The organism is Thiomicrorhabdus sediminis (genome assembly GCF_005885815.1).
GTDB classification, from domain to species: Bacteria; Pseudomonadota; Gammaproteobacteria; order Thiomicrospirales; family Thiomicrospiraceae; genus Thiomicrorhabdus; species Thiomicrorhabdus sediminis.
In genome coordinates this window covers 60,050-74,953 of record NZ_CP040602.1, presented here as the reverse complement: position 1 = coordinate 74,953, position 14,904 = coordinate 60,050, and the positions used below count along the sequence as shown (strand labels likewise).

The 14,904-nt window shown below is 43.6% G+C and carries 12 protein-coding genes; 7 read left to right on the top strand and 5 right to left on the bottom strand.

Annotated features, from left to right (window positions below):
* Window positions 1–7 precede the first annotated feature (7 nt).
* The 4 genes from FE785_RS00325 (at window position 8) to FE785_RS00310 (ending at window position 5,182) form a co-directional block, all read left to right on the top strand.
* A complete protein-coding gene (locus tag FE785_RS00325; RefSeq protein WP_138563282.1) occupies window positions 8–556 on the top strand; it encodes a DUF4381 domain-containing protein in 549 nt (182 codons plus the stop codon).
* Window positions 556–1,584: a VWA domain-containing protein gene (locus FE785_RS00320; protein WP_138563280.1), complete on the top strand. Its 1,029-nt coding sequence runs from the start codon at window positions 556–558 to the stop codon at window positions 1,582–1,584. The genes FE785_RS00325 and FE785_RS00320 overlap by 1 nt, the downstream gene beginning before the upstream one ends.
* Window positions 1,584–3,536, top strand: coding sequence for a VWA domain-containing protein (locus FE785_RS00315; protein WP_138563278.1), 1,953 nt, complete (start codon window positions 1,584–1,586; stop codon window positions 3,534–3,536). Before FE785_RS00320 ends, FE785_RS00315 begins: the two co-directional genes overlap by 1 nt.
* 62 nt (window positions 3,537–3,598) lie before the next feature.
* Complete coding sequence (locus FE785_RS00310; protein WP_168188878.1) at window positions 3,599–5,182, top strand: BatD family protein; 1,584 nt, start codon at window positions 3,599–3,601, stop codon at window positions 5,180–5,182.
* 53 nt (window positions 5,183–5,235) lie between these two features.
* Here the strand turns inward: FE785_RS00310 and FE785_RS00305 are convergent, their stop codons facing one another.
* The 4 genes from FE785_RS00305 to FE785_RS00290 are packed head-to-tail and all read right to left on the bottom strand — an operon-like array spanning window position 5,236 to window position 10,079.
* Entirely contained in the window at window positions 5,236–7,401 is a 2,166-nt protein-coding gene (locus tag FE785_RS00305) for an AMP-binding protein (RefSeq protein WP_138563274.1), read from the bottom strand.
* Window positions 7,402–7,427: 26 nt separating this feature from the next.
* On the bottom strand, window positions 7,428–8,753 hold the full coding sequence (locus tag FE785_RS00300) for an MFS transporter (protein WP_138563272.1): 1,326 nt from the start codon (window positions 8,751–8,753) through the stop codon (window positions 7,428–7,430).
* A 53-nt stretch (window positions 8,754–8,806) separates the two neighbouring features.
* Window positions 8,807–9,499 (bottom strand): zf-HC2 domain-containing protein, encoded by a 693-nt coding sequence (locus tag FE785_RS00295; RefSeq protein WP_138563270.1) that lies wholly within the window; start codon window positions 9,497–9,499, stop codon window positions 8,807–8,809.
* A gap of 4 nt (window positions 9,500–9,503) precedes the next feature.
* Complete coding sequence (locus FE785_RS00290; RefSeq protein WP_138563268.1) at window positions 9,504–10,079, bottom strand: RNA polymerase sigma factor; 576 nt, start codon at window positions 10,077–10,079, stop codon at window positions 9,504–9,506.
* A 204-nt stretch (window positions 10,080–10,283) separates the two neighbouring features.
* On the opposite strand from FE785_RS00290, the gene FE785_RS00285 reads away from it, so the two are divergent.
* Genes FE785_RS00285 through FE785_RS00275 form a run of 3 tightly spaced genes read left to right on the top strand, consistent with a single transcriptional unit; the run spans window position 10,284 to window position 12,610 of the window.
* Window positions 10,284–10,733: a DsrE family protein gene (locus FE785_RS00285; protein WP_138563266.1), complete on the top strand. Its 450-nt coding sequence runs from the start codon at window positions 10,284–10,286 to the stop codon at window positions 10,731–10,733.
* Window positions 10,734–10,781: 48 nt separating this feature from the next.
* The gene (locus FE785_RS00280) at window positions 10,782–11,270 is read left to right on the top strand and encodes a DsrE family protein (protein ID WP_138563264.1); all 489 of its coding nucleotides are present in this window, start codon (window positions 10,782–10,784) and stop codon (window positions 11,268–11,270) included.
* Window positions 11,271–11,317: 47 nt separating this feature from the next.
* The gene (locus FE785_RS00275) at window positions 11,318–12,610 is read left to right on the top strand and encodes a porin (protein ID WP_138563262.1); all 1,293 of its coding nucleotides are present in this window, start codon (window positions 11,318–11,320) and stop codon (window positions 12,608–12,610) included.
* 226 nt (window positions 12,611–12,836) lie between these two features.
* On the opposite strand, the gene FE785_RS00270 is transcribed toward FE785_RS00275, so the two are convergent.
* Window positions 12,837–14,900, bottom strand: a complete 2,064-nt coding sequence (locus tag FE785_RS00270; protein WP_138563260.1) for a M3 family metallopeptidase — start codon at window positions 14,898–14,900, stop codon at window positions 12,837–12,839.
* Window positions 14,901–14,904: the final 4 nt, after the last annotated feature.

Genomic DNA, 14,904 nt, shown 5'->3' with positions numbered 1-14,904 from the left:
AAGTCTTGTGCCCAATGTAATGGACAACCCGAATAACCTGAATGATGCGACTCAGCTAAGTGCAGCGCTTGGCCAACAACTGCACGATATTCAATTGCCCGACCCTGTCGGCTGGTGGCCGCTTTCTTATAGTTCCTGGCTACTGATTTTCGCTCTGATAATGGCGATTGTCGGTGTGACTTGGTATTTCCTCGAGCAGAAACGCCGCAATCGCTACCGCCATCAGGCACTAAAAAAATTACAGGTCATTCAACAGGCCGAACATCTTAGCGCCAACGAAAAAATCGCTGAAATCAACCAATTGGTAAAGCAGGTCGCACTCAGCGCTTATGGACGTAATGCCACCGCGGCATTGATAGATCAAGCCTGGCTCGATTTTTTGCAGAACCGCTGCAAGTTCATTGCCCAACCGGATAATCTCAATGCGATTATGATGCTAGGTTATCAGGAGCGAACCGAAATACAAATAGCCAATCAGCAAACTCTTTCGGTAAAAAATGCGGTGCAGATCTGGTATGACTATGCCTACAAATGGATTAAAGGACATCACCAATAATGTGGAACGGTTTGCTGAATCATATTGCACAAGTTGATCTGCTCTGGCCGTGGATGCTGGCTTTATTGCCACTACCCTGGCTACTGCGCTTTGTCATAAAACCGGTCAAACAGCAGCAGTCTCCGCTATTGGCACCGCAAATCATTCAACGCATCAATGGACAAATGCCTGAACAAAGCCTAATCGATCCGCAACAACAAAAATCGAGGCTATCGGTTCTGGCGGTTTTACTCTGGATCAGCTTGATTCTGGCCGCAACCCGTCCGGTTTACTATCTTGATAGCACACCCTTTGAAGCCAGCGGCAAGGAGATGATGTTAGCCGTCGATTTATCCGGCAGTATGCAAAAAACCGATATGTATCTAGGTGGCGATGAAGTCAATCGACTGCTAGCGGTCAAAGCGGTGGTTTCCGAGTTTATCAACCAACGCCGAGGCGACAGAATGGGGTTGATTGTCTTTGGCAGTCAGGCTTTTTTACAGAGTCCTCTGACCTACGACCTAAATACGGTAAAAACCCTGCTAATGGAAACCGAAATCGGTATGGCCGGAAACAATACCGCTATCGGTGATGCGATAGGTCTGAGCCTTAAACACCTCAACCAATATAAACAGCAACAAAAACTCAGCGATTCGGTGCTTATTCTGCTCACAGACGGTTCCAATACAGACGGCGAAGTAGATCCGTTCGATGCCGCCCAGCAGGCAAAGAAAATGGGCTTGAAGATCTATACGGTTGGGGTCGGTAAGGTTCGTAGCCGGGTCGGTTTGGATAATTTCCTCGCGCAAAAGCCGGATATGGATATCGAAGCGCTAACACAAATCGCCAAAATCACCGGGGGTGCCTTTTTTCAAGCCAACGACACCAAACAACTGGCACAGATTTATCAGCACATCAACCAGTTGGAATCGGTTGAGCATGATATCTACAGCTACCGGTTACGGAGTGAACTCTATATTTGGCCTTTGGCTTTGGCTCTGTTATTAAGCTTTTTCGCCGCCGCATGGCGGTTTAGGAGCGCGCTGTAATGGAAATCCTTAATCAATTGCACTTTTTACGTCCTTGGTGGTTTTTGGCTCTATTGCCGATGTTGCTATTGCTTTATCTAGGCTGGCAAAAACAACATCAAAACGGTGCCTGGAACCAGATTATTGCCGCCAAGTTCCAAAAGCTACTGCTAGCAAATAGCGCACAACAAGGACCTAGCCTGAATCAGAAAATGATTCTCGCCTTGCTCGCTTTTGTCTGGATTCTAATGATATTTGCCCTATCAGGCCCGTGGCTTAAAGCAATAGAGATTCCGGCAAAAAAGTCTCATCAAGGTAACGTGATTGTTTTGGATTTATCGCTGTCGATGATGGCGGACGATATACCGCCAGAGCGCTTGCAGCGCATTAAATATCTGCTTACCGACCTGTTAAAACAACACCCTGAATATGCCACCGGGATGGTGGCTTATGCCGGTTCGGCGCATACGATCAGTCCGATCTCCGAAGACAACGCGACCCTGCTCAACCTATTGCCATCACTCGATCCCTTGCTGATGCCGGGCTATGGCTCGGATCCTCTATCAGCTTTGCAACTGGCGGCTAAACTGTTAAAGGGTAATCAGGTCACGCAAGGGCATATTATCTGGATCACCGATGATCTGGAAAACGACCAAATCCAACCAATCAGCGAATGGTTGGCAAAACATGATTACAGCATTAGTCTAATGACCGTTGGCACACAAGCCGGTGGCGTAGTACAAATTCCCAATTACGGCTTGCTTAAAGACAATAGCGGTCAATTAGTGCATCCCACCCTGCCACTGGATAATTTTAGGCAATTGGTGCAAGTCGCCAATCAACGAGGTGTGACATTCAACTGGACCCAGTTTAATGCCGCCAAACAGCAAACCGGCAGCTTGTTACCGCCATTTGATAAGGGCGCAACCCATAATGAAAAAGAGCCGGGGAAATCGGTACAACATCCATTGGATGTCGGCATCTTTTTACTGTTTTTGATTATTCCAGCGGTGGCTCTGTTTTATCGTCGCGGCATTTTATTCAGCCTGTTTTTCATTTCACCACTTTTAACCCTGCAACCACAACCAAGCTATGCTCAAGCTAATGAAACGGTATGGAGCGATCTGTTCAAATCACCCGATCAACTCGGTTACCAAGCTTGGCAAAACAACCAGTATAGCGCTGCCGAAGCACAATTTACCGACCCTCAATGGCGCGCCAGCGCTTTATATAAGCTAGGCAAATATAAAGAAGCGGCTCAACTTTTTGCTACCGATAAGAGTGCCCAAGGGTTTTATAATTTGGGCAATGCCCTGGCGATGGATAACCAACTTGAAGAAGCGATAAAAGCCTATAAACAGGCATTGCAACTCAAACCTGATTGGCAGCAAGCCAAAGACAACCTGGCCGTGGTTGAGCAACTTAATCAACAGCGAAACAAAGCCGAACAAAATCAGAACCGTAGCAAACAACACCCACAAGAATCCGCTAAAACTGAAAGCAGCGAAAAGACCGAGCAAGCTTCTCCAACAACAGAAACTAAAGACACCAAGCACGAAGGGCAACAACAAAAGCAAAACGCTCAAAACAGAGATAAACAGTCGGCCGATCCTAAATCAAAAGCCAATCCGTCTGCGGAGGATAAAGCCGGTGCTTCCCAACAAGCACAAGAAAGCAAACAAAAAGACGCCGATATCAACAAACAAGATCAAGGCAGTTCGCAACAAAATAATGCAGATAGCGACAAAAAACCTCGATTAACTGATAAAACTGCTAAAGAATCACAAAAATACCCAAGCGATAATAAGGCTGCTCAATTCGATTCAGACGAGCCACTAACCGAACAGCAACAGGCGCAGCGTAACTGGTTACAGCAGATTCCAGATCAACCCGGACTGTTTCTAAAACGTAAATTCGAATATCAATATCAACAGAATCAGAACCATCAGACAACAACGGATAAACCATGGTAAATAGCTACCGTACAACAGAGTTTTTTTTGTTTTCCTCAACCAAGCGGCTCAGCAATTGTTTTATGCAAATTTGTCTGCTTGGTGTTTTATGCTTGGCCGCTAATAGTGCCATTGCCGACTCCATCAGCGTTAAAGCCGACCGCGACAAGGTTGAGTTGAGCGACATTATCACTGTCATAGTGGAAACAGACTTTCAAATCGCCAATGCCAGTCTGGATACCTCTATTTTGCAGGACCAATTCGATGTATTGAGCCGCCAGCAAAGCAATCAAATACAGATTATTAATGGTGATTTCAGTTCCACCACCCGTTGGCAATTGCGTCTGGTGGCGAAACAGACAGGTAAATTGATGATCCCACCTTTTGAACTCAAAGGCGTTAAAAGCAAACCCTACCCGATTGAGGTGACCAAGCCGAGCTATAAAGCCGGAGTCAAACCTTATTTTCTTGAAGCCAAAACCGACTTGTCCGAGGTATTTGTCCAACAGCAAGTTATCTATACCTTGCGTTTCTACCAGCAAGGCACGCTTTTAAACGGCAATATTCGTCCGCCCAATTTCGCCAATGCCCAATCGGAAACCTTAAAAGAGCAGTCGGTCTATGGCAAAACCATCAATGGTCAAGCTTATACCGTTTACGAATGGCGTTATGCGTTGTTTCCCCAACAAAGTGGGGTTTTAACTATTCCCGGACCTATGTTTACCGGAATGCTCAGTCTCGGTGGCCGCCAAAAAGGCATCCAAGCCAGTGCCGAAGCCATCAAAATCAAGGTATTGCCTATTCCGCAAAACACTCCCCCCTGGTTGCCGGCTAGACAGGTCAGGATTGATCAAAATTGGTTAAATTCTGTTGATCAGGTTCATTTGGGCGATAGTATCGGTCGCGAAATCACTATTCGTGTCGAAGGTTTGAAATCAACCCAGCTGCCGAAAATAAATATTGATGGCGGCAAGGATTTAAAGGTTTATATCGATAGCGAACAGGATGGTCAGCAGCTCAATAGCAATGGTGTGACGGCGATAAAAACCCTTAAACTAGCCTTAGTACCGACAGCAACAGGAACCATCACGGTTCCGAAAATATCGATTCGCTGGTGGAATACCGAATCCCAGCATTTTCAGGTGACTGAATTGGCGGCACAGAATATTGAAGTGCTAGCGGCATTAAATTCAATCGCCCCAACAACGCCAATTGATGGCCAAACAACAACGGTTGTTAGCGAGCACAACTCCGACAGCGGTTATTGGTTCTACATCAGCTTAATTATGGTTGTGTTATGGCTGAGCACGCTTTTTTGGGTTTATCGATTACAACAGCGTTTAAACGCGCTTAAAACCTTATCTACAAGCATACAAGCGCATACTACTTTGCCTGAAGTGAAAGCACTGCCGGTTGAATCTCTGCCACAGTTCTACCATCAAACCTTGCAGAAACTGCGTCTTGAGCAGCACATCGAATCATTACATGACATCGAAAACCCCTTATTGCAGGAACAACTTCTGGCTTTGGAAAAGCATCTTTATCAAAATGCAGAATTGGCGGATGACTGCATTGCCAGTATCCAAAAAGAGATGAACGCTTTCAATAAAACCGATCATTCCGCCAAAACGGATTCGGCTCTCACCGCACTTTATAGACCAAAATAAAAAAACCTCCAAAGCCATAAGCAGAGGAGGTTTTCTTTGCTTTGTAAGAACAATCAACTGCCGCCGGAATGCTGCTCGGCCAATTTCTGTACTTCCGGATAATTGGTTTTACCGGTACCCAATACCGGAATCGATTCAACCAGAATAACCGTTTTCGGAATCATCAATTCCGCTACTTCCGCCAATCTTGCCGCATCACTGACCGTTTTTCTGCTCAGGCCTTCATCATCGGTCACCAGCACCAGCTTCTCGCCCTTACGTTCATCTGGCACGGCGACAACCACGTGATGACCTTCCGGGCTTGCCTTATTGATATAACGCTCTACCGCGGTCAATGACACCATTTCACCGCCAATCTTTGCGAAACGCTTGGCGCGGCCTTTGATCCAGACATAACCTTCTTCATCGACCTGAACAATATCGCCGGTATCGTGCCATCCATCGGTTGGCGGCTGTAATACACCCGGTTCACCGGGCATCAGGTAACCCAACATGACATTTGGGCCTTTAACCAACAATCTGCCAGCATCCTTGATACCTGGCACTTCTTCCAAATGGTATTCAATACCGGGTACAAACTGACCTACCGAACCGTGTTTATAGGCGGTTGGGATATTCACCGCCAAAATAGGGGTGGTTTCGGTAACTCCATAGCCTTCATAAATCGGTTGATGGTATTTATTCGCATAAAGCTCTCGAGTCTCTGGGCGCAAACGCTCTGCGCCAGCAATCATCATACGCAAATTGAAGAAGTCGTAAGAGTCCGCTTTGCGCGCATAACCGCTATAGAATGTATCGGTACCGAAAATATATTTGGCATTGCTCTGATAGACCATTTCCGGCACTACCGCATAATGCACCGGTGATGGATACATAAAGGTCTTGGCACCTTTTAACACCGGCAAAAGCAGACCTGCCGTCAAGCCAAAACAGTGGAACGTCGGTAACGCATTGAAAACCTTTTCTGTCGGAATCAAATTAAGCATCGATATCGCCTGTTCAATGTTGCTGGTGACATTGTTATGCGATAGCACCACACCCTTCGGCGCCCCTTCAGAGCCTGAGGTGAACAACACGACAGCCTCGAAATGCGTCTCGGTCTTATAACCCGGTAAGGATTTCGCCGGTGTTAAAAGCCCGCTGATTTTTTGCCAAATACCGATTTCACTACGAATATCTTCAAGATAAACAAAGCGAACCTTGTCTTCCAAGGACTCGACCAACGCTTCAATCTCAAACGCTTCGATAAAGCGGCGTGAAGTGACAATGGTTTGCAGCTCTGCGGTGACACAAGCCGATTCAATAGCCGCCTTACCGGCGGTGAAATTGATCATAGCCGGCACATAACCATATGCCTGCAAAGCGAAAAAGGTCGCCGGCATACCGGATACGTTCGGCAACATCAAACCGACACGCTTTTCTTTTTTGAGCGTTTTCTTCAAAGCTCTACCAAGAATGATCGATGCCAAAGTCAATTTTTTCAGACTAAGGTTCTGACCATTGATGTCTTCTATGCAGACATCCTTACTGTGATATTTTTGTTTGGCCTTAATTAACGCTGCATACAACGAATGATTGGTTTCGGCAGCAAAAAAACTCGAATCCCGCAGTAACTTGAATACCGCCTGTTTATAGAACTTGTGTTTTTCTGTCCCTTTAAGGTTTTGCGGATGGCTAATTTGTGTATGCGGTTGAATGCTTATGGTGATTTTAGGAAACCACTGCTGTTTAATAAATCCCGATTTAGTGCCGTCTAGATAAGACAAGCGGCTCAATTCGGCACCGCCAATATGCACGCTGAGCACCGCCGCTTGAGTTTTATCGGCAACCAGTCCGGTACCTTCGTAGACCTTCATTAAGGCACCGGTAGTGGAAATCCTTCCCTCAGGAAAGATCATGCACTGCTTGCCTTTATTGAGCTCCTCAATCATGTGTTTGGCGGCATAAGGACTATGGGTATCAACGGTGAAGTATTCGCTCATGGAGAGAATAAATCGCTCAAACCATTTTTGGGTATGAGATTTATCGACCATAAAGGCGGTATTACCGGGAATAAACAGGTCCAGTAAAGGGCCATCCAATAAGGAAACATGGTTGGCGATAATCAATAAGGGGCGGCCACTTTTTTCAGCGGCCTGGTAGTTTTCCAGTCCTTTGACTTCAACTCGATAACACAGCTTGAACAAGCCTTTGACAAACAGTTTTAATAAGCTTTTCATTTATACATCTCAAAATAATCCTGTAACTATTGTATAAAATTTTTACTATGTCGATAACCAAACACCAGCCAGGCAACTAATAAATTAAGCCCCGCTAAAATCAACAGCATATTCAACAAGCTCAGGCTAACGGCAAACCCGATCATGATCAATACTGCCGAAAGTACCATCAAAAACGAATTAACAATATTGTTTACCGCTACCATACGTGCCCTGGCGAACTCAGGAGTTTGTGTCTGCAGCAAAGTATAAAGCGGCACGATATAAGCACCGCCCAAAATGGCTAACAAGGCCAAAAAAAGCATGGTGAGATTAAGCGGATAAATGGCAATAAACTGCTCAATGGTGAAGAATGTTTCACGTGAAACGCTGAGCGATTTTTGTAAATCCGCAAAATCTGTCGCTTGAATTGAAACCACTGTCAGCAGCAAACACAAGGACATTGATGCCAACCAGACCCAGTGCCAACGCAAACTGATAAAATCCGATTGCCTAGCGACCAATGTCGAACCAATGGCGATACCAACAGAAAAAAGGGTTAAAAACAGAACTACAACATTATCATCGGCAAATAATTCATATTTAACCAGCGCCGGAATCTGGCTAAGCAAGACTGCGCCGATAAACCAGAACCAAGATATTGCATAGACCGCAAAGCGCGCCAATTTGAAATCCCGGGTGGCTTGAATAACCTGCCAAGTACTTTGCAAGGGGTTGTAGTCGATTTTTATATCACCGTTTTTGGTTTGATCGGAATATAAAAAAAGACTGAAGCCATAACCGATACCGGCTACCAGTATTACCGCACTAGCCATAATCAGCTCTCCATCCGGCAGCATAATGCCAATGCCACCAAAAATCGTACCGATCAAAATAGCAATAAAAGTCGAACCACTAAATATGCCATTGGCTTTGACCAGGTGATTCTCTGGCATGATTTCCGGCAAAATAGAGTATTTGATCGGGCCAAAAAAAGCCGACTGGGTACCCATTAAAAACAGTGTGAAAAACAGTAACCATAAGTCCTGGTTAAGCAAAGCCAAACCACCTATCAGCATAATCAAGACTTCGGCCAGCTTGATCTTTTTAATAAGCAAGGCTTTCGGGTACTTATCTGCCAACTGCCCCGCCATTGCCGAAAAAAGGAAGAATGGCAAAATAAACAAACCTGCTGCCAGAGTAATCATTAGTCCTGTCTCGGTCATTTGTTGACTGAGCTTAAAAGTGATCAAGATAACCAGAGCGTTTTTAAACAAATTGTCATTGAAGGCGCCAAGAAATTGAACGGCGAATAGGGATTTGTAATTCGGTTGATGAAAAACATCAGCAAAGGAAGTGGGAGAATGGCTCATCAAGGGTTACCGCTTATTGGCTTAAGACGGCATACCCTAAGCCAGAAAAAAATTTAGATTTTGATGTATTTCCAGCCAGAGGTCAGACGCTCAGCTAGACGATCAATCGCCGGACGATCGAATACCGCTTCAGGAATCAGTTCAATTGGCTTGCCAGCCTTTTGGGCTCTTTCTAGCGCTCTTTGACAAGCATACACTGTCAACCCATCAAAACGTTTTAATAAACCCTGCAACTCTTCAGTGGCAGGATTATTTTTATCCAACATCTCGATTCCTGTACTGTTGGAAACCAAATCAACCTGCACCTTATCGGTCGATTCGACAAAAATCTGCTCGATCTGCAACAAGGCTGCATGCTGCTTTTCGATATCATTGGTATCAATATGCACTAAAAATCGATTGTTGCTTTGGTTTTGCTCCACCAAAGCTGAATTCATCACATTAGGCTCAACCGAATAGGTAATCAAGCCGGCACCAATCATAACACCCAAAAACAATGACGCGGCAATATTGAAATAACCATCTTTAAGATTGCTTTTTTTCTCTTTAGGCGTAGCAACATATTGTTCAATTGGTAAATTCAAGTAAGCTTTTTTCACATCAGATTTCAGGGTACTGAACTTTTCCAATCTAAAACGTAATTCGGCATCTTCTTTCAATGCCTGCTCAATCTCGAGGCATTCCTCATGTGTTAATTCGCCATCTAAATAGGCGTGTAACTGATAATTTTCTATTCTATTTTTCATTTCTCTATCCTCTTAATGGGATAATCTTTTTTTGTTCTGTATTTTCTAGCTGCTGCAGTCGTTTCGCTAGGTTTTCTCGCCCACGTGAAATACGGCTCATAATGGTTCCAATCGGTGTATCGGTGATTTCGGAAATTTCCTGATAGGTAAACCCCTGAATATCAGCTAAAGCGATGGCTTCTCTCTGTTCAAAAGGCAGAGAGGCCATCGCCTTACATATACATTCGGTAGTCTGAGCAGCGATTAGGGTCGTTTCATTACATGCCTGCGCATAGAGTTCGTCTATTTCATTTTCATCAGCCCACTGCCAACGCTTGTTTGTGCGCATAATATCCAAAAATAAATTGTGCATTATTTTAGCAAGCCAGGCATCTAGATGGTCTAAACTAGACAGATCATTGCGGTTTTCCAATGCCTTTAAAAAAGTATCCTGAACCAAATCTTCAGCCATCACTCTTTGATGACACCAAGCGTAGGCCAATCGATATAGACGACTATATCGTTTTTCTAGGATATCGTTCAAACGCTTCTTTTCTTTTGCTGCACAAAACAGATCAGCGACTTTGCTGTTGAAAATCATAAGAACCCAATTAATAGTTTTTTTTCGATAGTAATGAAATTTTCACCTTTTGTAAAACTAAAAAAACATAAGCAAATCCTTAAATAAAACAAGCTGTTCTAGACATAAAAACCTTTGCTGCAAAAATATGGAATAAATTTCCAGCTGGTTCGTTATTACCAGTGAAGCCGATGTAAATTCGGGATCCAGCAAAGAGGAAAATTTATGTTAAAAATCAAAAATTGCATTGTCTTGTTATTAGGCATCTTTATGCTCAATACAGCAATTGCCGAAGTCCCAGAACCAACAATCCCTGATACCTTTGCAAAAAATAAGGTTGTTTTGCAGATCAGTGACAGAGACCCTTTCAAGCAAACTCTTGTTTTGAATGTTGCCAATAATCTTATGAAGCATTACGGCGCAGATTTGGATATTGAAATCGTTGCATTCGGTCCTGGTGTCCGTCTTCTACTCGACGGCAATGTAAACACCAAACGTATCAAACCGATGATGGAAGCCGGTGTGCGTTTTTCAGCCTGCGCCAATACGCTTGGTAATTTCGGCAAAAAATTAGGCAAGAAACCTGACGTTATGGAAGGTGCAACCATTGTACCGGCTGGTGCGGCTCGCATTCTTCAGCTTAATGCCGCAGGGTGGCAAGTCCTTAAGCCATAAAAAGCAAACCGACAACAACCCGTATAAGTCCAATAAAAAGAGGTCATTATGAAAATACTATTCAATACCCTTAAAGCTTTTTTGTTTGTCTCACTTGCTTTTGCAGGTGGCAATGTCCAAGCCAACGACAATGCTTACGGTAAGCAAAAAGTGGTTTACCACATCAATTATGACAATGCTAAGAAGCAGTCATCAACACTGCGCAATATTCAAAACCATATCAATGCCGTAGGTGCTGATAACTTGGATTTACGTGTGGTCATGCACGGTAACGGTTTGTCTTTGATTCTAAAGCCTGAAGCATTAACGAATGTACCTAAGTTCAAACATGCGAATGCCGATCAAACCATGTCCCAAAAGATCGATAAGCTGAAAATGCAAGGTGTGAAATTTAATGTCTGCGCCAACACGCTAAAAGGCCGCAACGTTAACGTGGATAGAGATCTATATGACGCTACCAAAGAAGATATTGTTGCCAGCGGTGTTGCAGAACTAGCACATCTTCAGCAACAAGGGTTTGTTTACCTACGCCCATAGTCAAACAAATAACTAAATATATTTAGACAGCATTTAAGAGGAATCTTATGAAACTTAAATTAAAAGCAACAAAAGCCGGTATTTTACTAGCCCTAGCGGGCGCTCTAGCCGTACCACAAGCCAATGCAGCCAACTGGCTAATGCTTCAAGGAACTGAAAAACCCAACCAGGCACCGCGTGCCAAGGTTTGGGGTTTTGCTCAAGTAGATTATCAACAAACAAATGATACAAAACTACCAACACTTGTTGGTGGTGCAGCAGGATACTCTGGTAAAAAAGCTGCTTTTAACCAAATGGCACCTGACCTAAAAACCTCTAGCGGATTCAATATTAAACGTGCACGTATTGGTGTTCGTGGTGCTAACTTTCCATTAGATAAAGATGTGAATTACTTCTTAATGATGGAACTAGGTAACAATGGTATTACTACAGGTAACTCTGGTTCTCAAGGCCAATTAACCGATGCTAGTGTTACTATCAATAAAATTGACGGTGCAAGAGTTCGTGTAGGTCTATTTAAGACACCAGGTTCTGAAGAATCCTTTAAAGGTATTCCTGTTTTCAACTATGTAAACTTCACAACAGGAACCGATCAATTATTAATTGAGAAGAAGTTCGATCCAACAACAGGGGAACGTACAGACCCTGCCTTTGCAGCCCGTGATACTGGTATTCAGGTTTTTGATGCTTTCAGAAATGGCGACTGGGAAACTTCCTATGCGCTTATGCTAGGTAATGGTAATGGATTAGCATTCACCGATGATAATGAATCAAAAGACACTTATCTATACCTTTCTACCGAAAAAATCTTTGGTGATTCTAAAGGACCGCGTCGACATGGAATGAAATTCTATGCATGGAACCAAAATGGTAAACGCACCTATAATGGGGCAGATTATGACCGTACCCGTACAGGTGTTGGTATGACATACTTTGATGGAAAATACCGTGCAGCCGCGGAATACTTCACTGCTGATGGTATGATTTTTGGTGGTACAACCGCCGGAGCAACTCCTGCTGATGGTGCAAAGTTCTCTGTTCAAACAGATGAAAAAGCAACCGCATATCAAATCGATCTAGGTTACCGCATTAAACCTAACCTTGAGCTTAATATTCGTTATGACGCTTTGGATAGAGGGACTGAAGATCCTAATAACCTTCGTGAATTTAGAACTACTACTTTAGGTGCGCAATATTTCTTCAATAAGAAAACATCTGTTCGTTTGAACTATGAAATGCGTGATCAAAAAGCTCCTAATTATACAGCTGCGCAAAATCCTGCATTAGTTGCTACGGCATTAGACGACCGCCTATCTGCGCAGCTAATGATGATTTTCTAATTTCTTAAAAAACCCATTTTCGTTGCTACGGTTGATAGCGAACCCAGAATTTGCTAGCCGTTTTTTACCCTTACTTTCGAATGAAAGTAAGGGTTTTTTTATATCTCAATTTAGCCAATCATACTTTAAGGATTGATCATCACAGACAAAAAAAGCCAGCAAAAGTTGGCTTTCCAAAACTATAATCCAATTTTATTTTTAGCTGACTACTTTTCTCATGTTTATATCAAGCAGCAATACCACTATGGCGAAGTAGAGCATCGATTTGGGGTTCACGCCCTCTGAACTGTTTAAACAGCTCCATAGGATCAATTGAGCCTCCAGCAGCTAGAATAGTGTTTCTGAACTTTGCCCCGGTATCTGCATTCAATACGCCGGTTTCTTCAAACAGACTGAACGCATCTGCAGATAGCACCTCAGCCCATTTATAGCTGTAATAACCGGCAGCATAACCACCGGCAAAAATATGACTGAAGCTATGCAGCATTCGACCATAGGCAGGCGGCTTTATTACCGCTACTTGATTACGGATTCGATTCGCCAACTCTAGGATATCTTCCGGAGTGTTTGGATCATAGAAGGTGTGCATTTCAAAGTCAATCAATGCGAATTCAATCTGACGCAACATCATCATCGCCGACTGGAATTTACGACCCTTTTTCAAAGCTTCAAACAAATCATCAGTCAAGCTTTCACCTGTTTCAATATGAGAGGAAATAAGATCGAGGCCCTCTCTTTCCCAACAGAAATTTTCCATAAATTGGGATGGCAGCTCAACCGCATCCCATGGCACACCGCTGATTCCAGATACATCGAGCTGCTCCATTTTGGTAAACAGATGGTGAATGCCATGACCAAATTCATGGAATAAAGTGGTGACTTCATCATGGGTTAGACAAGCTGGTTTGTCTCCCACTGGCGGGGTGAAATTACAAACCAAATATGCCACAGGTGTCTGCAACTGCCCTTGTGGATGTTTCCATCGTGTGATGGCTGAATCCATCCAGGCTCCACCTCTTTTGTTCTCACGTGCATAAAGATCCAGATAGAAATGACCGATGACTCCGCCATGTCTATCTTTCAATTCAAAAAAGCGTACATCTTTATGCCAGACGGCGACAGAATCCGTCTGTTTGATTTGAATATCAAACAATGTCTTTGTGATGCTAAACAATCCATCCAATACTCTTTCGACCGGGAAAAATGGTCGCAAGGTTTCCTGTGAAAGAGACAAAGAAGCATTTTTAAGCTTCTCTGATGCATAGGTGATATCCCAAGGCTCTAAATCATGCAAATCTAAATTGTCAGCCGCAAATTTTTGTAAATTATCTAACTCTTGTTCTGCCTGAGGTTTGGATTTAGCTGCTAAATCTTTTAAGAACTGTAGCACCTGCTCTGTCGATTCAGCCATTTTTGTAGCCAAAGAATATTCGGCGTAGTTACTAAAATTCAGTAAAGCGGAAATTTTATGACGGTCGGCTCGAATCCGTTCAATCAACTCAGAGTTATCAAAACTTATGTCTAAAGCCATATTAGAGGCACGTGTACTGAAGGCCTTATATACCTCTTCACGCAATGATCTATTGTCAGCATGAGTCATAACCGCCAAATAGGATGGAAAGTCAAGTGTGACACACCAACCATCCAATTCTCTTTGCTCGGCTAACTGTTGTAACAGCCCCATCGATGATTCAGGAATACCCGATAAAATCTTGTCGTCCTCAATATGCTTGAACCAGGATTGGGTTGATTTCAAAACATTGTTGGCAAATTGACTACTGTTGTTTGACAGGTTGGCACGTAATTGCTTGAACTCGGCCTGCTGTTCTGCCGGCAAACCAATACCGCTTAATTCAAAGTTACGCAATGCATTTTCGATCACTTTCTTTTGCGCAATCGAATACTGGTTGAATTCACCCGACTCGTACAATGCTTTGAACTTCTTATAAAGCCCTGCATTTTGTCCCATTTCGGTATGGTATTGGGTCACTTGCTGGAGACAATCATTATAAGCTTCATGCCATGAATCACTATTCATGGTGGCATCCAAATGGCCGATGGGCCCCCAGACTTTTTCGAAAAGGTTATCAATTTCTTCCAACGGCTCAATAAAGTTTTGCCAGGTAGGACGGCTCTCATCAGCTACCAATTGCTCGACTTTATTTTTGCTATTGGCCAATAAAAACTCCATCGCCGGTCTGATATGTTCCACGTGAAACTTATCAAATTCCGGAAAATGACTGCCTGATAGAAAAGGATTGTTGATTGCTGCTTGTGAATCTACTGTCATTGAT

Excerpts from the sequence above, each read along its gene's own strand:
- FE785_RS00285 (WP_138563266.1), top strand. The coding sequence starts at position 10,284 with ATGTTAAAAATCAAAAATTGCATTGTCTTGTTATTAGGCATCTTTATG.
- FE785_RS00315 (WP_138563278.1), top strand. The coding sequence starts at position 1,584 with ATGGAAATCCTTAATCAATTGCACTTTTTACGTCCTTGGTGGTTTTTG.
- FE785_RS00305 (WP_138563274.1), bottom strand. The coding sequence starts at position 7,401 with ATGAAAAGCTTATTAAAACTGTTTGTCAAAGGCTTGTTCAAGCTGTGT.
- FE785_RS00320 (WP_138563280.1), top strand. The coding sequence starts at position 556 with ATGTGGAACGGTTTGCTGAATCATATTGCACAAGTTGATCTGCTCTGG.
- FE785_RS00295 (WP_138563270.1), bottom strand. The coding sequence starts at position 9,499 with ATGAAAAATAGAATAGAAAATTATCAGTTACACGCCTATTTAGATGGC.
- FE785_RS00275 (WP_138563262.1), top strand. The coding sequence starts at position 11,318 with ATGAAACTTAAATTAAAAGCAACAAAAGCCGGTATTTTACTAGCCCTA.
- FE785_RS00290 (WP_138563268.1), bottom strand. The coding sequence starts at position 10,079 with ATGATTTTCAACAGCAAAGTCGCTGATCTGTTTTGTGCAGCAAAAGAA.
- FE785_RS00300 (WP_138563272.1), bottom strand. The coding sequence starts at position 8,753 with ATGAGCCATTCTCCCACTTCCTTTGCTGATGTTTTTCATCAACCGAAT.
- FE785_RS00310 (WP_168188878.1), top strand. The coding sequence starts at position 3,599 with ATGCAAATTTGTCTGCTTGGTGTTTTATGCTTGGCCGCTAATAGTGCC.
- FE785_RS00280 (WP_138563264.1), top strand. The coding sequence starts at position 10,782 with ATGAAAATACTATTCAATACCCTTAAAGCTTTTTTGTTTGTCTCACTT.
- FE785_RS00270 (WP_138563260.1), bottom strand. The coding sequence starts at position 14,900 with ATGACAGTAGATTCACAAGCAGCAATCAACAATCCTTTTCTATCAGGC.